This is a genomic window from Streptomyces sp. AM6-12 (assembly GCF_044327085.1).
GTDB lineage: Bacteria > Actinomycetota > Actinomycetes > Streptomycetales > Streptomycetaceae > Streptomyces.
The window spans coordinates 2,471,689-2,489,726 of record NZ_JBIQWN010000001.1 but is presented as its reverse complement, the minus strand read 5'-3'; the positions used below and the strand labels follow the sequence as shown (position 1 = coordinate 2,489,726).

The 18,038-nt window shown below is 73.0% G+C and carries 18 protein-coding genes; 8 read left to right on the top strand and 10 right to left on the bottom strand.

Going from position 1 to position 18,038, the window contains the following annotated elements:
* Nucleotides 1–5: 5 nt before the first annotated feature.
* The gene (locus ACE4Q9_RS11030; protein WP_397984064.1) at nt 6–794 is read right to left on the bottom strand and encodes a hypothetical protein; all 789 of its coding nucleotides are present in this window, start codon (nt 792–794) and stop codon (nt 6–8) included.
* 384 nt (nt 795–1,178) lie between these two features.
* Between ACE4Q9_RS11030 and ACE4Q9_RS11025 the strand changes: the two genes are divergently transcribed.
* Genes ACE4Q9_RS11025 through ACE4Q9_RS11005 form a run of 5 tightly spaced genes read left to right on the top strand, consistent with a single transcriptional unit; the run spans nt 1,179 to nt 6,894 of the window.
* Nucleotides 1,179–4,076 carry a nitrate- and nitrite sensing domain-containing protein gene (locus ACE4Q9_RS11025; RefSeq protein ID WP_397984063.1) on the top strand — a complete coding sequence of 966 codons (2,898 nt, stop codon included), beginning with the start codon at nt 1,179–1,181 and terminating at the stop codon, nt 4,074–4,076.
* The gene (locus tag ACE4Q9_RS11020) at nt 4,073–4,564 is read left to right on the top strand and encodes a roadblock/LC7 domain-containing protein (RefSeq protein WP_397984062.1); all 492 of its coding nucleotides are present in this window, start codon (nt 4,073–4,075) and stop codon (nt 4,562–4,564) included. Before ACE4Q9_RS11025 ends, ACE4Q9_RS11020 begins: the two co-directional genes overlap by 4 nt.
* Nucleotides 4,561–4,977 carry a DUF742 domain-containing protein gene (locus tag ACE4Q9_RS11015; RefSeq protein ID WP_397984061.1) on the top strand — a complete coding sequence of 139 codons (417 nt, stop codon included), beginning with the start codon at nt 4,561–4,563 and terminating at the stop codon, nt 4,975–4,977. Before ACE4Q9_RS11020 ends, ACE4Q9_RS11015 begins: the two co-directional genes overlap by 4 nt.
* The gene (locus ACE4Q9_RS11010; RefSeq protein WP_397984060.1) at nt 4,958–5,617 is read left to right on the top strand and encodes a GTP-binding protein; all 660 of its coding nucleotides are present in this window, start codon (nt 4,958–4,960) and stop codon (nt 5,615–5,617) included. The genes ACE4Q9_RS11015 and ACE4Q9_RS11010 overlap by 20 nt, the downstream gene beginning before the upstream one ends.
* A 23-nt stretch (nt 5,618–5,640) precedes the next feature.
* On the top strand, nt 5,641–6,894 hold the full coding sequence (locus tag ACE4Q9_RS11005) for a styrene monooxygenase/indole monooxygenase family protein (protein ID WP_397984059.1): 1,254 nt from the start codon (nt 5,641–5,643) through the stop codon (nt 6,892–6,894).
* Nucleotides 6,895–7,008: 114 nt separating this feature from the next.
* On the opposite strand, the gene ACE4Q9_RS11000 is transcribed toward ACE4Q9_RS11005, so the two are convergent.
* The 3 genes from ACE4Q9_RS11000 to ACE4Q9_RS10990 all read right to left on the bottom strand — a co-directional run bounded on the left by ACE4Q9_RS11000 (nt 7,009) and on the right by ACE4Q9_RS10990 (nt 9,143).
* Entirely contained in the window at nt 7,009–8,034 is a 1,026-nt protein-coding gene (locus ACE4Q9_RS11000; protein ID WP_397984058.1) for an NlpC/P60 family protein, read from the bottom strand.
* 115 nt (nt 8,035–8,149) lie between these two features.
* Nucleotides 8,150–8,494: a hypothetical protein gene (locus ACE4Q9_RS10995; protein ID WP_397984057.1), complete on the bottom strand. Its 345-nt coding sequence runs from the start codon at nt 8,492–8,494 to the stop codon at nt 8,150–8,152.
* Nucleotides 8,481–9,143 carry a TetR/AcrR family transcriptional regulator gene (locus tag ACE4Q9_RS10990; RefSeq protein ID WP_397984056.1) on the bottom strand — a complete coding sequence of 221 codons (663 nt, stop codon included), beginning with the start codon at nt 9,141–9,143 and terminating at the stop codon, nt 8,481–8,483. Before ACE4Q9_RS10990 ends, ACE4Q9_RS10995 begins: the two co-directional genes overlap by 14 nt.
* 119 nt (nt 9,144–9,262) lie before the next feature.
* On the opposite strand from ACE4Q9_RS10990, the gene ACE4Q9_RS10985 reads away from it, so the two are divergent.
* Entirely contained in the window at nt 9,263–9,859 is a 597-nt protein-coding gene (locus tag ACE4Q9_RS10985; protein WP_397984055.1) for a HutD family protein, read from the top strand.
* 112 nt (nt 9,860–9,971) lie between these two features.
* Nucleotides 9,972–10,541 (top strand): hypothetical protein, encoded by a 570-nt coding sequence (locus ACE4Q9_RS10980; protein WP_397984054.1) that lies wholly within the window; start codon nt 9,972–9,974, stop codon nt 10,539–10,541.
* 69 nt (nt 10,542–10,610) lie between these two features.
* On the opposite strand, the gene ACE4Q9_RS10975 is transcribed toward ACE4Q9_RS10980, so the two are convergent.
* Nucleotides 10,611–11,549, bottom strand: coding sequence for a diiron oxygenase (locus ACE4Q9_RS10975; protein ID WP_397984053.1), 939 nt, complete (start codon nt 11,547–11,549; stop codon nt 10,611–10,613).
* A 205-nt stretch (nt 11,550–11,754) separates the two neighbouring features.
* On the opposite strand from ACE4Q9_RS10975, the gene ACE4Q9_RS10970 reads away from it, so the two are divergent.
* Nucleotides 11,755–12,609, top strand: a complete 855-nt coding sequence (locus ACE4Q9_RS10970; protein ID WP_397987179.1) for a hypothetical protein — start codon at nt 11,755–11,757, stop codon at nt 12,607–12,609.
* On the opposite strand, the gene ACE4Q9_RS10965 is transcribed toward ACE4Q9_RS10970, so the two are convergent.
* The 5 genes from ACE4Q9_RS10965 to ACE4Q9_RS10945 are packed head-to-tail and all read right to left on the bottom strand — an operon-like array spanning nt 12,593 to nt 18,008.
* The gene (locus tag ACE4Q9_RS10965; protein ID WP_397984052.1) at nt 12,593–13,078 is read right to left on the bottom strand and encodes a DUF3291 domain-containing protein; all 486 of its coding nucleotides are present in this window, start codon (nt 13,076–13,078) and stop codon (nt 12,593–12,595) included. The two genes, ACE4Q9_RS10970 and ACE4Q9_RS10965, sit on opposite strands and share 17 nt — an antisense overlap.
* A gap of 45 nt (nt 13,079–13,123) precedes the next feature.
* A complete protein-coding gene (locus ACE4Q9_RS10960; RefSeq protein ID WP_397987178.1) occupies nt 13,124–14,581 on the bottom strand; it encodes a penicillin-binding transpeptidase domain-containing protein in 1,458 nt (485 codons plus the stop codon).
* Nucleotides 14,582–14,616: 35 nt separating this feature from the next.
* Nucleotides 14,617–15,978: an FtsW/RodA/SpoVE family cell cycle protein gene (locus tag ACE4Q9_RS10955; RefSeq protein WP_397984051.1), complete on the bottom strand. Its 1,362-nt coding sequence runs from the start codon at nt 15,976–15,978 to the stop codon at nt 14,617–14,619.
* 48 nt (nt 15,979–16,026) lie between these two features.
* On the bottom strand, nt 16,027–17,280 hold the full coding sequence (locus ACE4Q9_RS10950) for an ATP-binding protein (protein WP_397984050.1): 1,254 nt from the start codon (nt 17,278–17,280) through the stop codon (nt 16,027–16,029).
* Nucleotides 17,277–18,008: a hypothetical protein gene (locus ACE4Q9_RS10945; RefSeq protein ID WP_397984049.1), complete on the bottom strand. Its 732-nt coding sequence runs from the start codon at nt 18,006–18,008 to the stop codon at nt 17,277–17,279. The genes ACE4Q9_RS10950 and ACE4Q9_RS10945 overlap by 4 nt, the downstream gene beginning before the upstream one ends.
* Nucleotides 18,009–18,038 lie beyond the last annotated feature (30 nt).

Here is an 18,038-nt window from a genome sequence, read left to right as displayed (position 1 = left end):
GGGGGTCACAGCTCGACGTACACCACCGTCGCGTCGTCGTGCGTCTTGCCACGCCCCAGGAACGCCCGCTCCTCCCGGTCCGCCGTCTCCAGCCGCCGTACCCGGTCGACCAGCGAGCGGGCGCCCTCGCGGGCGAGGAGGCCGAACAGATCCGTCCAGTCGCCCTGGCGGAACGTCTCCGTCCAGCGGGTCGCGCCGTCGGAGAGGGCGGCCAGCGCGGCGACCTCGGACCGGGGCACGGTGCCGGTCACCGCGCGGGCGGCGACGGCCGGGTCCGCGGCGGCCGTGAAGAAGCCGCCCTCCTTGTTGCGCAGGCGCGCGTCCACCAGCGCTTCGGTGGCCAGCGCCGAGCGGGGCAGCCGGGCGAGCCGGTCGTCCAGGACCGGGGTGACGCCGCCCGAGGGGGAGCGCAGCAGCAGCGCCGAGTCCGAGAGCACCAGGTACTCGACCGTCTCGGCGGACCACCGCACCATAACCACGGTTGCCTGCGGCGTGCGCGGGTGAGAAAGGTCACAGGTGTCCGCATGTGTCTGCGCGGTGCGCTCGATCGCCCGGGAAAGGATGCAGGCCGGCGTCAGATCTCGGCCGGAAAGGGTCAGTTCGGTCAGCGCGCCGCCGAGCCGGGCGGTGAACCAGGGGACGGAATGCAGACAGCCGCTCTCCCCGGCCGGCGGTGTCACCCCGTCCAGCAAGATCGCGCAACCACCCTGTCCGGAGGCGGCCAGTCCGACATCGGCGAAGTCCTCGTTGGGTCGGTTCGCGTCGCCGGGTTCCGAAACGAGATCAGTTCGCATCCGGCCAGTCTGCACGACCCCTTCACCACGTCCCCCAAAGGCTGGCAATCGCCGTCGGATTGACATGCTCGCGCAGGCCAGCCGCCTGGTTTGGGCGGAAATGGTCTACTCCGAAAAAGCGCGGTGGCGAATATTGCCAAACCCTGTCGCGTGCGTCCAACCGGCCCGCCGCAGGGCAGCCCCGCACACGCCAGAGGAACTTGCCCGCCAACTCCCCTCCGATGTTCACTCCTTCGGGTGGCGGGTCAGGTGATGCGCGGCCACTGCCCACCGGCGCTGGGAGGGTCGGGAACCGTACGAACCGGGTGCACGCACCACTTGGCACCGAGCTGACGGGGCGCCACCCGGGCCCTTGGGTAGACGAGTTCAGGAATGCGAGCACCGGTGCAGATGAAGCGGCCTCGGCGCACAGGCAGGCAGACGGCCCCCGAGAAGGCCGCCCCCGAGACCCCCGTGGGCACCGGTCGGCCCACGCATGTGCGCACCCGGCTGATCGTCGCCGTCGCGGTCGTGGCCGCCGCGGTGGCCGGCGCCGGAGCGCCCTCGCTGCTCACCGCGTCCTCGGACGTGAGCGACTCCCAGGACCTGGTGACGCTGGCCACCCGCACGCAGGACGCCCTCGCCCTCGAGGGCTCCCTGGCCGACGAGCGCGACGAGGTCACCGCCTACGTCGCGGCCGGCCGCCCCGAGTCCAAGGCGCCCTCAGAGGACCGCAGTACCCGCGTCGACCGCCAAGTGCAGGACCTGCGCGCCGACAGCGGCATCCCGGCCGGTCTGCGCGGCGACCTCGACCACATCGCGACCGTCCGGCGCGCCGCCCTCACCGGCAAGAGCACGGCCCTGGAGGCCCACCAGGCGTACACGGCGACGATCACCGAGCTGCACCGGCTCGCCGAGCAGCTCGCCGACCGGATGCCCCCGCGGGCCGGCTCCGGCGCCCACGCGCTCGCCGAACTGGACACCGCCGTCCAGCAGTCCGCCGCCGCGCGAGGCCTGCTGCTCGCCGCCCTCAACGTCCCGGCGACCACGCAGACGGTGTACAACCCGGTCACCGGCCTGTCCACCACCACCTCCGTGCCCACCGCGGCCGGCCGCAAGCAGCGCGACGCGCTCGTCGCCGCCGCCCAGCAGGCCCGGCTGCGCTCCGACGCGGCCCTCGCCGACTTCCGCGACACCGCGCCCAAGGCGGCCGTCGACGCGTATGACTCCACGGTCACCGGCGGCGAGGTCAACTCGGCCGAGAAGTACCTGGACACCCTCACCGCCCAGCCCACCTTCCCCGAGGGCGCATCGGTCCCCAGCGCCGCCAAGCTGGACGCGGCCCTGTCCGGGCGCATCGACCTGATGCGCGGCGCGGAGTCGGCCCTGTACGAGCACCGCACCCAGGACCTGGAGAAGCTGCGCGACGACGACGTCACCGCGCTGGAGATCCGCGTCGCCGTCCTCGGCGTGCTGCTGCTGGTCGCGGTCGGCGTCGCCACCGCCATGGCCCGCACCCTCACCCGGCCGCTGTCGGTGCTGCGCCGCGGCACCGCCCGGCTCGCCGAGCCCGGCGACGTCTGCGCCCGCGAGCCCATCGCCTTCACCGGCCGCAACGACGAGTTCGCCCAGGTCGTCCGCTCGGTCAACGCCCTGCACGCACACGCCGTCGCCCTCCAGGAGCGGGTCACCACCCTGGAGACCGACCGCAAGCACCTGGTCGGGCAGCGGCAGAAGATGGCCGACGCCCGCGAGGAGCTGCGCGCCGAACTCGCCGGGGCGACGGCCGAACTGGGCCGGGTACGCGCCAGCATCGGCGGCACCTTCGTCAACCTGGCGCTGCGCACCCTCGGACTGGTCGAGCGGCAGCTCGCCGTCATCGAGGGGCTGGAGGACCGCGAGCAGGACCCGGAGCGCCTCGCCACCCTCTTCAAGCTGGACCACTTCGCCACGGTGATGCGCCGGCACAGCGAGAACCTGCTGGTCCTCGCCGGCACCGAGCATGTGCAGCAGCACCACGGGCCGGTGCCGCTGGTCGACGTGGTGCGCGCCGCGGTCAGCGAGATCGAGCGGTACGAGCGGGTGCGCATCGCCTCGCTGCCGCCGCACGCGCACCTCGCGGGCTTCGCCGCGGACGACCTCTCGCACCTGCTGGCCGAACTGATGGAGAACGCCACCACGTTCTCCCCGCCGGACGTGCCGGTCGAGGTCTCCGGCTGGCTCCTGGAGTCCGGCGAGGTCATGCTCTCCGTGCACGACGAGGGCATCGGCATGGCGGAGGACCGCCTCACCCGCCTCAACGCGCGCCTCGCCGACTTCGACCCCGAGGCGGCGTACGACCAGGAGAGCGACGACGGCCTCGGGCTCGGCCTGTACGTCGTGGCCCGCCTCGCCCACCGGCACGGGGTGCGGGTGCAGCTGCGCGAGCAGAAGCAGGGCGGGGTCGCCGCGGTCGTGGTGCTCCCGGCCACGCTGCTGTCCGAGGCCCCCGCCACCGCCGTACCCCCGCAGCCGGCCACCTCCACCACCGGCACCTTCACCCTGCCGGGCGCCGCCGCCGAGGCCAACTCCAACCTCCTGCCGGCCCGCCCGAAGGACGGCACCGGGCAGCAGGACCCGCTGGTGGCGCTGGCCGAGAAGGCGGTCAGGGACGCCGGGGCGCAGCCGGCCCAGCACCAGGACCAGAAGCCGGAGCCGGAGCGGGCGCCCGAGCGGGAGGCGGCCCTGGACCCGTCCGGTGACGCGGAGCCGGAAGCCGACGACGCGGGGCCGGACGCGGCCGAGGAGCCGACGCACGAGCAGGCGGGGGCAGGCCCGCAGGAGGCGGAGGCCCGTCCCAAGGCCCCGCTGGAGAGCTTCGCCGAGACGACGATGGAGCTGCTGCTCCCGGTCACGGACGAGGCACCGGACCGGACGGCGGACCAGACGGCGGACGCGCCCGCGGCTCCCGCCGTCACCGAGCCCGCGGCTTCCGCCGCCCAAGCCGCGGCTCCCGCCGGTGCCGACCACACCGGCCACAACGACCACACCAGCCACGCGCGGCCCGCAGACGGGGGCGCCGCCGAGGACGACGGGGCCGAGGAGCGGGTGACCAGCAAGGGGCTGCCCAAGCGCACGCCCAGGATCACCGCACCCGCACCCCCGCCCCGCCAGCGCAGTACCAGCGTCGATGCCGAGGCCCTGCGCCGCAGGCTCGGTGGCTTCCGCCGAGGAGCACAGGCCGGCTACCGCGACGTAGAGGCAGAGATCGCAGACCATTCCGAAGAAGCCACGGGGGGCCCTGTCGAGGAGGCAAGCAGTTGACCGCTCCCAGTACCTTCGGGCTGAGCACTGAGGCCCGCAATCTGCACTGGCTGCTGACCAACCTGGTCGAGGAGGTCCCCGGCATCCAGTCCGTCGCCGTGGTCTCCTCGGACGGTCTGCTGCTGCTGTCGTCCGATCCGGGCCACACGGAGCAGTCCCGCCAGGCCCGTCCCGGCAAGGGCCCCCGCGGTTCGTCCGCCGACCTCGCCACCATCGTCTCCGGCATCGGCAGCCTCACCGTCGGCGCCGCCAAGCTGATGGCGTTCGGCGGGGTCAAGCACACCATGGTCGCCATGGAGGAGGGCAGCCTGTTCGTGATGTCCATCAGCGACGGCTCACTGCTCGGCGTGCACGGCTCCGCCGAATGCGACATGAGCGTGGTCGCCTATCACATGGCGCTGTTCGTCGGCCGCGCCGGCCACGTCCTCACCCCGGAACTCCGCAGCGAGCTGCGCAAGTCCCTGGAGTCGGCCGGGAGCGCCCGATGAGCGCAGCGCCCAAGAAGCTCCCCGTGCGCGGCGGCGAGCGCAAACCCGCCCGCGTGCGCCCCTACTCGCTCACCGGCGGCCGCACCCGCTTCGGGCATGTCCTCCTCGTGGAGACGTTCGTGGCCAGCACCGCGGCCATCGAGGCGCCCGAGGAGCGCAGGGAACTGACCAAGGGATCGCTCGCCGGTGTCATGCCGGAGATGCGGGCCATCGTCGAACTGTGCCGCCGTATGCGCACGGTGGCCGAGATCGCCGCGCTGCTGAAGATGCCGCTCGGCGTGGTCCGCGTCCTCCTGAGCGACCTCGCGGACCAGGGAAAGATCCGTGTGTACGGCACCGGAACCGGTCACGGCACCGGCCGCCCGGACCGCGCTCTGCTGGAAAGGGTGCTGAGTGGACTTCGCCGTCTCTGACGCCACCGCCTCCATGGGAGGCGCCGCCCCCCTCGTGGCCGGGTTCGCCGAGCCCGACGAGGACCTGAAGGCCTGGCAGACGGACCGGACGCGGGCCCCCGTCGCGACGAAGATCGTGGTGGCGGGCGGCTTCGGCGTCGGCAAGACCACGCTGGTCACGGCCGTCTCGGAGATCACGCCCCTGCAGACCGAGGCGCTGATGACCCAGGCGAGCGAGGGCACCGACGACCTGTCCGACACTCCGGACAAGGTCACCACCACCGTGGCCATGGACTTCGGCCGCATCACGCTCGACGACGACCTGGTGCTCTACCTGTTCGGCACGCCGGGCCAGCAGCGGTTCTGGTTCATGTGGGACGACCTGGTGCGCGGCGCGATCGGCGCCGTGGTGCTGGCCGACACCCGCCGGCTCAAGGACTGCTTCCCCGCCCTGGACTACTTCGAGAGCTGCGGACTGCCGTACGTCGTCGCGGTCAACCACTTCGACGGCAGCGAGCGGTTCGACGCCGAGGACGTACGGGAGGCGCTGACGATACCCGCGCACATCCCTGTCATGATCATGGATGCGCGCCGGCGGATTTCGGCCATCGAGACCCTCCTGGCCCTGGTCGGCCACGCGCTGGACGAAACCCCCGAGTAGTCCTGTAAGGAGCCACCACCCGCATGCGGAAGATACTCGTCGTCGGAGCCGGCCAGTCCGGCCTCCAGATCGCCCTCGGCCTTCAGTCGCACGGCTACGAGGTCACCCTGATGTCGAACCGGACCGCGGACGAGATCCGGTCCGGCCGTGTGATGTCGACGCAGTGCATGTTCCACACCGCGCTCCAGCACGAGCGCGACCTCCAGCTGAACTTCTGGGAGTCCCAGGCCCCGAAGATCCAGGGCCTCGGCGTCTCGGTCGCGGCCCCCGGCTCGCACGACCCCGGCCCCACCCAGCGCGCCATCGACTGGGTGGGCAGGCTCGACGGCTACGCCCAGTCCGTCGACCAGCGCGTGAAGATGGCCGGCTGGATGGAGACCTTCGCCCAGCGCGGCGGCCAGCTGGTCATCCACGGCGCGGCGGTCGGCGACCTCGACTACTTCTCCCGCACCTACGACCTGGTGCTGGTCGCGGCCGGCAAGGGTGAGCTGGTGTCCATGTTCGCCCGTGACGCCGCGCGCTCCCCGTACAGCGAGCCGCAGCGCGCGCTCGCGGTGGCGTACGTCCACGGGCTCGGCCCGCGCCCCGAGCACCCGGAGTTCGACGCGGTGCGCTGCAACCTGGTGCCGGGCGTCGGCGAGCTGTTCGTCATGCCGACGTACACCGTCTCCGGGCGCGCCGACATCCTGTTCTGGGAGGGCATACCGGGCGGCCCGCTCGACGTCTTCAACGGCGTCAAGGACCCGGCCGAGCACCTCTCCCTGACCCTGGAACTCATGGAGAGGTTCACGCCCTGGGAGTACGCGCGGGCGACGAAGGTCGAACTCACGGACGCCGGTGGCACGTTGGCCGGGCGGTACGCGCCGACCGTGCGCAACCCGATCGGCCGGCTGCCCTCGGGCGGCCTGGTGCTGGGCGTCGCGGACGTGGTCGTCGCCAACGACCCGATCACCGGGCAGGGCTCCAACTCGGCGTCCAAGTGCGCGGCTTCGTACCTCGCGTCGATCCTGGAGCGCGGGGAGCAGCCGTTCGACGAGGAGTGGATGCGGGGCACGTTCGAGCGGTACTGGCAGACGGCGCGCCACGTCACCAAGTGGACGAACGCGATGCTGGCGCCGCCGCCGGAGCATGTCCTGAACCTCATCGGCGCGGCGGGGCAGCTTCAGCCGGTGGCGGACCGGTTCGCCAACGGGTTCGACAACCCTGCCGACTTCGAGGAGTTCTTCTTCGAGCCGGAGAAGGCGGAGGCGTACCTCGGCTCGGTGGCCGGGGCGTAGTCGCCTGGTCGTCGTGGGGGCGCGGGTGCGTGGGCAGGCTGCCGGTTCGTGGTGGCTGGTCGCGTCCGCGCGGCGGAGCCGCACGCCGGATACCGCCCCGCGCCCCCACGGCCGCTAATCCGGGCGTACGGCTCCGAGGACCGGGTTCGACGCCACCGGGGAGATCTTGATCCGTGTGCCCGGTCTCGGGGCCTGGACGACCTTGCCGTCGCCCGCGTAGATCGCCACGTGGGTGGCCTCCGGGAAGTAGATCACCAGGTCGCCGGGGCGCAGTTGACGCAGGGGGATGTGGCGCAGGTGCCGCCACTGTTCCTGGCTGGTGCGCGGGATCGGGGTGCCCGCGTGGCGCCACGCCTGGGAGGTCAGGCCGGAGCAGTCGTACGAGGAGGGGCCCTGGGCGCCCCAGACGTAGGGCTTGCCGACCTGCTTCAGGGCGAAGTGGAGGGCGCGTTCGCCGGCGCGGGAGGGCGAGCGGTCGTCGGAGAGGGAGCCGGCGAGGGCCCGCTGGGCCGCGGTGACGCCCTGCTGTTCGAGGCGGTCGACGGCGGCCAGCTGATCGGGGTCGAGGGTGGCCAGAAGGCGCTCCACGTCGGCGAGTTTCGCCTGGACGGCGTCGCGCTCCTTCTTCTGCTGCCCGGCGAGAGCCCGTTGGGTGTCGAGGGCCTTGCGGGCGGTGCGGGCGACGGCGTCCGAGTGCCGCTCGGCGCCGGTCAACCGGTCGACCGCGTGGGCGCGTTGGCGGGCGAGCTCGCCGAGCACATGGCTCTCGTCCAGCATGCGCTGCGGGTCCGGGGCGAACAGCAGACTCACGTAGGGGCCGAGCCCGCCGGAGGCGCCCTGGTACTGCTGGCGGGCCAGCCGCCCGGCGTCGGCGCGGCCGGCCTCCAGGGCCTGCCGGGCGCGCTGGAGGTCCTTGTCGAGGCGGGCCACTTCGGACTTCTGCCGGCCCAGCCGGTCGGCGGTGGCGTCGTAGGTCTCGGTGGCCTGCTCGGTCTGCCGGTACAGCGTCTGGAGGTCCGTCAGCAGCTGCGAGACGGAGCGCTGCGGCGAGTCGGGCGCGGCGGTGGCGGGCACGGGCGCGAGGACGGCCTGGGCCGCCACCGTGGCCGTACAGGCCAGGCGCACAAGCTTTCCTGACACGTCATCACCTCGGGTGCGGAAGGGGTGGGCGCATTGCCGTGCCCTATCCGAACGCGATAATCAGACGTATCCCCGCTTGGCGCGCGCCGCGTGTGCGCGGTTCGGCGCAACCGTGTCACCCGCGCGTGTCACCCGGCTTGTCGTCCGCCCCGGCGTGCGGTTCGGTGTGCGGCTTCGCGTGCGGCCTGGACCAGGGCCAGCGCAGGCGGCCGCCGGAGGTGTCGTCGGGGTCGTACACGTACTTCCATCCCTGGACCAGGCCCAGCCGCTTGCTGTGGCCGCGGGGCGCGCGCCGGTAGACGTACACCGTGGGCGGGCCGTCGTCCGGGGCGGGGACGGGGATGCGGTACGTCTTCGGGGGGTGTCCGGTCGGCCCGAGCAGGACGGGCAGCACGCGTCCGTCCATGGGGCCGTCCTCGAACGGGATGTCCTGGGTCTTCACGGTCTCAGTCTCGGCCATCCCCCGCGAGGGTGCCCACGAGGGCGGCGGTCTGCTCGTCGCGGGCCGCGGTGACCGAGAGGGCGGCGACGAACTGGTCCACCAGCCAGTCGCGCAGTTCCTCGGTGGGCGGCTGCTTGTCCTCGTCCAGCCAGATCAGTGAGGCCGCCTCGACGGCCGTGATCCACATGCGGATGGTCATGCGCAGCCTGGGGCCGGGGTCGGTGGCGCCGAGGTGGCTGAGAATGTGCTCGGCGGCGGCCCGCCGCACCCCGTCCACGATGGCCGTGGTGCGCGAGGTCTCCGCCACGCTGCCGCCGCGCAGCAGGGCGGCGAAGCCGGTGTCGTGCTCGTCCACGAAGGCCAGGTAGCGGGTGAGGGCGCGGGTCAGCCGGGCCAGCGGGGAGCCGGTGCGGGGCTCGTCGAAGCACTGCCGCAGCTCGTCCGCGGCCGACCCCAGCGCGGCCTCGTACAGCTGCTGCTTGCCGCCCGGGAAGTACCGGTACACCAACGGCCGTGACACCCCGGCCGCCTCCGCCACGTCGTCCAGCGACACGTCCTCGGGCGCCCGGTGCGCGAACAGCGACAGCGCGGCGTCGAGCAGCTGCCGCCGCCGCTCCTCGACGCTGAGCCGGCGGTAGGCGGGGGTGGTGGCGGTCTGGGGGGTCATGCCACGCAGCGTAACTTGCGCGCCCGGCGGAGCGGGGGGTGCCGGCCGGCCTACCGCGCTCGACAGCGGGGGCGGTCCGCGGATACACACGGGGGAGATCGGACGAGAGGGAGTGCGGGATGACGGTGCGCGTGCTGTGGGCCGGGGAGCGGGCGGCGGTGGCGTGGAAGAACGGGGGCGGCCTGACCCGTGAGATCGCCGCGGCCCCCGCCGGGGCGGGGATGGCTGACTTCGCGTGGCGGGTCAGCCTCGCCGAGGTGGCCCAGGGCGGCCCGTTCTCCCGCTTCGAGGGGGTCGACCGGGTCATCACCCTGGTCGACGGCCCCGGCATGGTGCTGACCGTCGACGGGACCCCGCACACCGTGGCCGAGCCGTACGTCCCCTTCGCCTTCCCCGGCGACGCGGACACCGGCTGCCGGCTGCTCGGCGGGCCGCTCGTCGACTTCAACGTGATGACCCGGCGCGGGCGGGCCGGCGCGCGGGTGGAGATCGTCCGGGGGCGGGTGGCGCTGCCCGCCCCGCCGGCCGGGGCCGTGCTGCTCGCCGTCGTCCTGGCGGGCTCCGCCGTCCTCGACGGGGAGGGCACGGCCCTCGGGCGCTTCGACGCGGCGCTGCTCGACGGAGCACTGTCCGACGGAGTCCCGTTCGGCGGGGCCCTCGATGTCGCCGGTGTCGCCGCGCTCGTCACCCTCACCGGGGCGGGCGGGGAGCCGTAGGGCGTGCGTGCGCGTTGTTACCAAGTGCGGACAGAACCGGGTGAACTCCGCCTGGGAGATGGTCATCTGATGGTGCGTAGGGAACAGCAGACGACCAAGGGGGAGTCCGATCATGACCGCTCGCAGTGTTCGCCGTACCGCTCGCACCACCGGCCTGGTGGCCGTCGCCGCGGCCGCGGTGCTCTCACTGACCGCCGTTTCCGCCCACGCCGCCACCTTCCATGGCGCGCACCGCACCACCGTGGCGGCCGCGACGGCGAAGAAGCCGTCCCCCGAGCGCACCCAGAAACTGCCGGACGGCAGCACGGCCAGGATCTACCGGCTCGGTGAGCAGCGCTACCGCGCCGAGATCGTCAACGGCGGCTCGGTCCTCGCCACCCTGGAGACGAACGGGCACGACGCGGGGCTCGACGCCAACGACATGTTCATCGTGCTCACGCTGGGCGGTGAGGTGCACGCCTGGATGGGCGGCGGCCACCAGGGTCCGGGAACCTTCAGGCTCGCGGGCGGCTGGACCGCCAAGGTCACCCGGCTCGGCGAGCTGCGCTACCGCGCGCAGATCATCGGCCACGACGGTGTGGCCGCCACCATCGAGACGAAGGACCGGCACGACGCCGGCCTCGACGCCAACGGCGTGTACATCGTGCTCAGCAATGGCGGGGTGATCAGCGCCCACGCGTAGGGGGCACCGGTAGGCCGAAGTCCCCGCCGGGCGGACCGAGTTCCGCCGGCGGGGACTTCGCGCGCCCGGCTACGCCAGCAGTCCGGACGACCGCCACAGCCGCCGCCCGGCGCCCCGGAGCACGCCGATGTCGTCCAGGAAGTCGGTCAGCCGCTTCGCGCCGGTCTGCATGACCTCGCGGCGGTGGCCGCTGGCCTTGACCTGGGCCATCGCCTCGCGCTTGTCGAGCCCGACATTGGTGTACACCTCGGGGTTGACGAAGGCGATGGAGAAGACGCGGGCGAACTCCCCGGAGGTGAGCCGGGTGAACTCCTGGGACCAGCGCGGCGCGGTCACCATCTGACGGCGCAACTCCTCACGGGCGTACCGCACATGGCGCGCCTCCTCCACCACATGGATCCGCGTCACGCCCCGGACGAGCGGCTGCACCCGCTCGTCCGGGAAGGTCAGGCGCTGCATCCAGTCCAGGACCTCCTCGCCCAGCAGGGTCGCCGTGAAGGAACCCGGAGTGGTGGAGATGGTCTTGAAGAGGCGGCCCAGGTTCAGGTGGGTCCTGCTGACCGGGTACCAGGGCGTGTCGCCGCGCTCGATCAGGCGGGCGAACATCTTCGAGTGGCGGCACTCGTCCTCGATCTCGGTGAGGGCGTAGCGCACATGCGCGCTCGTGGCGGCCTTGTCGTAGATGTGCCGCACCAGCAGCTGCATCAGGATCAGTTCGAACCAGATGCCGAGCGAGGCCAGCGCCGCCGCCTCGTGCTGGGAGAGCAGGATGCGCTGCTCCTCGCTCATCCGCTGCCACATCGGCGTGCCGTACAGCGAGACCAGCTCGGGCGGCCAGAACCACTTGCCCTCCTCGAAGGGCGCGTCCCAGTCCAGCTCCTTGTCGGGGTCGAAGGAGTGTTTGGCGGAGGAGACCAGCAGCCGTTCGGCCACCTGCTCCCGGTCCTTGAGCAGGCCGAGCGCGTCGCGCAGGCCGTCCAGCGCGTCCGCATCCGTCAGGGTCGTCATGGCTCCCTCACCTCGTTACCCGGTGGTATGTGGTCCGTAACTTATGAGACTGCCTGTCAGCAAGGCCGTCAATCCCCTGCGCGCGACTTGTTGACTACGTGTCTTACGTGTGGGTCCGCGGGACAGGTCCGTCCATGGCCTGTACGTCCCGCGTCGGCTCGGTGCCCGGCCGTTCACTCCGGTGCAGTAGCGTGCTGGCGTGTCCATGCCTCCGCCGCAGCAGCCGCCGTACCCGAACCAGTCCGGTTCCCCGTACGGCCAGCAGCCCCCGTACGGGCAGCAGTCCCCGTACGGGCAGCCCCAGCCGCAGAACCCCGGCCCGTACGGCGGCTCGCCGTACCCCCAGCACGGGCCCCAGCCGGGGGTCCCGCAGCAGCCGCCGTACCAGGGCTGGGGCGGTATGCCGCCCGTCGTGCCGCCGCCCCCGAAGAAGAGCAGGCTCGGTCTGATCCTCGGGATCGTCGGCGGTGCCGTCGTGCTGATCGTGGGCGGTGTGGTCGCCCTCGGCGCGATCGGCTACAAGGCGGCCACCACCTTCCCCGACGCCAAGAACAGGCTCACGCTGCCGCGGACGCTGCTGGACGGGAAGTACGAGTTCTCCAAGGACCTCTCCGCGGAGGACGGCCAGGGGATCGAGAGCGAGGCGAACTCCTCCTGGAGCGCCAAGGACGTGCACGCCGTGGTGGGCACGTACGCCCTGGGCGGTGACCCGGTCAAGGGCAACCTGGTGGTGTCGGGCATGTACGGCCGGCTCAAGGAGACGGACCAGATCCGCCGGAACATGATGAAGGGCGTCACCCAGACCGCCGGCTCCACGCTCGCCGTGCCCGCCAAGGACTTCGACCTGGGCATCACCATCAGCTGCGAGGTGGTGGTCCAGGACCACGCCGGCACGAAGATCACCATGCCCTCCTGCGCCTGGGCCGATGGCAACACGGCGGCCACGATCGCCATCGTGGACATGACCGACATGGCGAAGGACCCCTCCCAGGTCGATCTGGCGGCACTCGCCAGGCAGACGCTCCAGGTCCGCTCCGAGGCGGTCAAGCCGATCGGCTGACCGCCGCCTTGGGACCGGGCGCGAACGGCGCCCGCAGTGTGAAGGCGTACGGCGTCGGGCCGTGCGCCCTCAGGTGCAGCAGCCGGTCCTCCGCCTCGGCGACCGCCGGGCGGTGGCCGGCCGGCACCCACCACAGCGCGGTCACCGCCTCGTCCAGCCGCTCGAAGAACTCCCTGCGCCGGGCCAGCAACTCCCGGTGCAGCCCCCGGTACATGAAGGCGGTGAGCGCCTCCGGGTCCCGCCACACCGACAGGTTGACGATCATCCACGCGTCCCCCAGCACCGGGACGTCGGTCGCGTTGCCGGAGTCGCTCTGGAGCCGCCACACGAAGCCGTCCGATGCGTCGGCGACCGCGTTCACCGGGTCGAGCCCGTCCACGAAGTCCTTCAACTCGGCGGATTCCAGCGGGTGTCTGAGGCGGGCGATGTTGACCTGGGCCAGTTCGTACGCGGGTGCGATATCCGTCATGGGCGCCACCCTAAGGAGATCCGGGCCGCTCGCGGCAGCCCCGTCTCACCGGCCGAGCACCGCCCGCATCACGTCCCGCGCGATCGGCGCCGCGTCGCCTCCGCCGCTGATCTCGCCCCGGTCCGCCGAGGCGTCCTCCACCACCACCGCGACCGCCACCGCCGGCTCCACCGCGTCCTGGTCCCGCGCCCAGGAGACGAACCAGGCGTACGGCAGGCCGGTGTTGCCCACCCCGTGCTGCGCGGTGCCGGTCTTGCCGCCGACGACGGCACCGGGAATGGCCGCGCGGGTGCCGGTGCCCTCCCGCACCACCCCGGTCATCAGCTCCTTCAACTGCTCGGCCGTGTACGGGCGCATGACCTGCCGCACCGGATGCGTCCCGCTGCCCGTGACCGTCTCGCCGTCCTGCCGCGTGGTGCGCTCCACCAGGTACGGCGTGTGCAGCCGCCCGTCGTCGGCGACGGCCGCGGCGACCATCGCCATCTGCAGCGGGGTGGCGCGGGTGTTGTACTGGCCGATCGAGGAGAGTGCCAACTGGGCCTTGTCCACGAGGGAGTCGAAGGTGCTGCGCGCGACCCGGAAGGGGATGCGCAGCCCGTCGTCGTCGAACCCGAACGCCCGCGCCGTGGCCGTCATGTTCCGTACCCCGACGTCCACGCCCAGCTTGGCGAAGACCGTGTTGCAGGACCATTCGAAGGCGTCCCGCAGCGAGGTGTCCGCGCAGCCGTCGGCCTCGTTGGTCAGCTGGGTGCGGGTGCCGGGCAGCCGGTAGGGGTCGGGGGAGTGGGTGCGCGCGTCCGGGTCGGTGACCACCCCCGCGTCCAGCGCCGCCGCCGCGGTGACCACCTTGAACGTGGAACCCGGCGGATAGGTCTGTGAGACCGCCCGGTTGAGCATCGGCTTGTCCGGGTCGCCGTTGAGCCGCGCCCACGCGGAGGCCACCGACTCGGCGTTGCCGGAGAGCTGGGCCGGGTCGTACGACGGGCTCGTCACCAGCGCCAGGACGCGGCCGGTGGAGGGCTCGATCGCGGCCACCGCGCCCTTGCGCCCGCCGAGCCCCCGGTACGCCGCCTCCTGGGCCGCCCGGTTGAGGGTCGTCACGACGTTCCCGCCCGGATCGCGGCCCCGCGTCAGGTCGTTCCACAGCGGCAGCGGCGCGAGCAGCGGATCGGTGCCGGAGAGCACCCCGTCCTCGGCGTTCTCCAGGAAGGTGGTGCCGTACGACTGGGAGGCGAACCCGGTCACCGGGGCGTACAACGGGCCGTCCTGGTAGGTGCGTTCGTAGCGCAGCTGCTCATGGGTGTCCACGGAGCCGGTGACCGGCTTGCCGCCGACCAGGATGTCGCCGCGCGGCTGCTGGTAACGGGCGATGGCCGCACGGCGGTTGGCCGGGTTGCCGGTGTAGACGCCCGCCTGGACCAGCTGCACGCGGGCCGCGTTCACCAGCAGGGCGGCGAGCAGCAGCGTGCAGAACGCGCAGGCGTGCCGGATGTACCGGGCCATCGGCCGGCCGCCCTCGCCCACCCCGGAGAACTCGCTCACGGCGCCTCCCTGCCGTCGTACTGGCTGCGCGCCGAGTCGCTGACCCGGATCAGCAGGGCCACGATCGTCCAGTTGGTCACCACCGAGGAGCCGCCCTGGGCGAGGAACGGCATCGCCATGCCGGTCAGCGGGATCAGCCCGGTCACTCCGCCCGCGATCACGAACACCTGGAGCGCCAGGATCGAGGCGAGCCCCACCGCGAGCAGCCGCCCGAACGGCTCGCGCAGCGCGAGCCCCGCCCGGTAGCCGCGCTCCACCAGCAGCGCGTACAGCAGGATGATCGCCGCGAGACCGGCGAGGCCCAGCTCCTCGCCGGCCGTGGCCAGGATGAAGTCCGACTTGGCGGCGAAACCGATGAGCACCGAGTGCCCGAGCCCCAGCCCGGTGCCCAGCAGCCCGCCCGCGGCGAACGCGAACAGCGACTGGGAGAGCTGGTTGGGGCCCCGCCCGGCCTCGATGGTGGCGAACGGGTGCAGCCAGTCCGCGATCCGGCCGCCCACGTGCGGCTCCACCCGGCCGACGGCCACCGCGCCCAGCACGGCGAGCACCAGCCCCACCGCGATCCAGCCGGTGCGCCCGGTGGCGACGTACAGCAGGACCACGAACAGCCCGAAGAACAGCAGCGAGGTGCCGAGGTCCCGCTCCAGGACCAGCACCCCGACGCTGAGCAGCCAGATCGTCACGATCGGCCCGAGCACCCGCCCAGTCGGGAACTGCATCCGCCACAGCCGGCGGCCGGTGTACGCCAGCGCGTTGCGGTTGGCGGCGAGGTACGCGGCGAAGAACACCGCCAGCAGCACCTTCGCGAACTCGCCGGGCTGGATGGAGAATCCGGCGACCCGGATCCAGATCCGGGCGCCGTTGACCGCGGGGAAGAGGATCGGCGCCAGCAGCAGGACGAGGGCCGCGACCACGCACACATAGGAGTAGCGCTGGAGCAGCCGGTGGTCGCGCAGCAGCAGGACGACGACGATGAACAGGGCCACTCCGAGCGCGGACCACACCAGCTGGGCCGGGGCGGCGCCGTCGCCCGGCGTCTCCAGGTCGAGCCGGTAGATCAGCACCAGGCCGAGCCCGTTGAGCAGCACCCCGATGGGCAGCGGCAGCGGATCGGCGTACGGCGCCCGCAGCCGTACGGCGAGATGCGCGAGCAGCGCGAGCACCCCGAGCCCGGCCCCGTACGCCAGCGCCCCCGGCGGCACCCGCCCGGACCGCGCCAGGCCCACCGCGCAGTACCCGTACACCGACAGCGTGACGGCCAGCACGATCAGCGCGAACTCGATGCCGCGTCGCGGGGGCAGCCGGGCGCCGCTCACGGCGGCCGGAGCCGTCGCCGCGGCAGTTCCGGCGTCGGTCATGCCGCGAACTTACCTAAAACAGGCAATTCCGCCTCACTGCAACGCGCTCTACCGCGCCTGCGAAGCCACCGGCAGGACGAGCGTCGCCACCGCTCCCCCCTCCGCCGCGTTCCGGAACGACAGCCGTGCGCCCAGCACCTCCGCCTGCCCCGCCGCGATCGTCAGCCCGAGTCCGTGCCCCTTCGCCCCGCCCTCGGTGCGGAACCGCTGCGGCCCGTGCGCGACCAGGTAGTCGGGGTAGCCGCCCCCGTGGTCCCGCACCGTCACCACGGGCCCGTTGACCGTGAGGACCACCGGCGGCGCCCCGTGCTTGTGCGCGTTGGCCACCAGGTTCCCCAGCACCCGCTCCAGGCGCCGCCGGTCGGTCTCCACCAGCGCGTCCCGCACCACCCGCACCTCGGTGTCCGTCCCCGAGGCCCGCACCACCCGCTCGGCGAGCGCCCCCAGCTCCTCCGCGTCGGCCTCCAGCCGCTCCCGCCCGGTGTCCAGGCGGGAGATCTCCAGCAGGTCCTCGGTGAGCGTGCGCAGCGCCGCCACCCGGTCCCGCACCAGCTCCGTCGGCCGCCCCGGCGGCAGCAGTTCCGCCGCCGCGTGCAGCCCGGTGAGCGGGGTGCGCAGCTCGTGCGCCACGTCCGCGGTGAACCGCTGCTCGCTGAGCAGCTTGCTCTGGAGCGTGGCGGCCATCGTGTCCAGCGCGGCGGCCACCGCGGCCACCTCGTCCTGGGGCCGGGTGGGGTCCTTCGTACGGGGGTCGTCGACCCGCGCGTCCAGGTCGCCCGCGCTGATCCGGCGGGCCACCCGCGCGGTGCCGTGCAGCCGCCGGGTCACCCGCGACACGGCGAACACGCCGACCAGCACGGTCGCGCCGATGGCGAGCACCGAGGACCACAGGATCGAGCTGTCCAGCCCGGCGATGGTGCGGGACTGCTGCGAGTAGTCGATCTCCACGGCGAGCGCCCGGTGCCCCTGGACGGGGCCCGCCGCCCACATCGTCGGCCGCCCCCGGTGCGTGGACACGATGGTGCCGCGCCGCCCGGAGACCGCCAGCGCCCGCAGCGAGCCGGGCAGCCCCTCGGGGTCCACCCCGGCGTTCGGCAGCAGCGTGTCCCCGGCCTCGTAGGCGCGGGTGGCGTCCGCGAGCCGGGACAGGGCGAGGTCGCGGGCCTGGCCGACGGTCTGGTCGGTCACCGAGACGTGCACCAGCACGCCGAGCAGCGCGGCCAGCGCGCAGCACATCACGGTGATGAACACGGCCGCCTTCACGGCGAGGGGCCCGGCCCAGCGGGCCAGCAGCAGCCTCATGGCGTGCCCGAGGGGGACGGGGCGGCGGACGGGGTGGCCTTGTGGGCGCGGCGGCCCGTGCCGGTGTGCAGGTACTCGTCGCGGGAGAACACCATCGCCCGCTGGCCGGGGTCCCACTCCCAGGTGGTGCGGTACTCGTAGCCGGAGATGTCGGCCGGGTTGCGCTCGATCAGCGCCCGCCCGGCCAGCTCCACCCCGAGGATCGCGTCGTTGTCGGCCAGCACCTGCACCAGATGGCGGCCCTCGACGGTGTAGACCCGGACCGCCGTCTGGTTGGTCGGGTAGAGCCGGAAGCCGAGCGTGAGATCGGGCCGGCCGTCCCCGGTGAGGTCCCGGTAGTACGGCTTGAGCAGCGGGCACAGCGCCCGGTCGCCGCCCGCGCGGCACTCCTTCACCCGGTCCACGGTCCCGTGGAACGCCCCCTTGGACCCGTAGTCGGCCGGGTGCGCCTTCAGCTCCGCCTCCACGATGTCCACCGGATCGACCCGGCGTATGTCGCCGCCGGGCACGGTCAGGCCCTTGACGACCTCGCGGGTGGCCACGTCGTACGGGTAGGCCGGGCTGGACGCCGGGCGCAGGTCGGGCCAGAGCTTGGCGGGGCTGTCCGCGGTCTGGGTCGGCCCGGCGCTGCGCAGCTGTCCGGCGTCCCCGCAGGCCGCCGCCGTCACCGACAGCAGGGCGACGGCGACCGCGGCGAAGGCGGTGCGCAGGGGGCGACGGAGGGGCACGGTGCTCCAGAGACGATGGTTTTGCAGGTC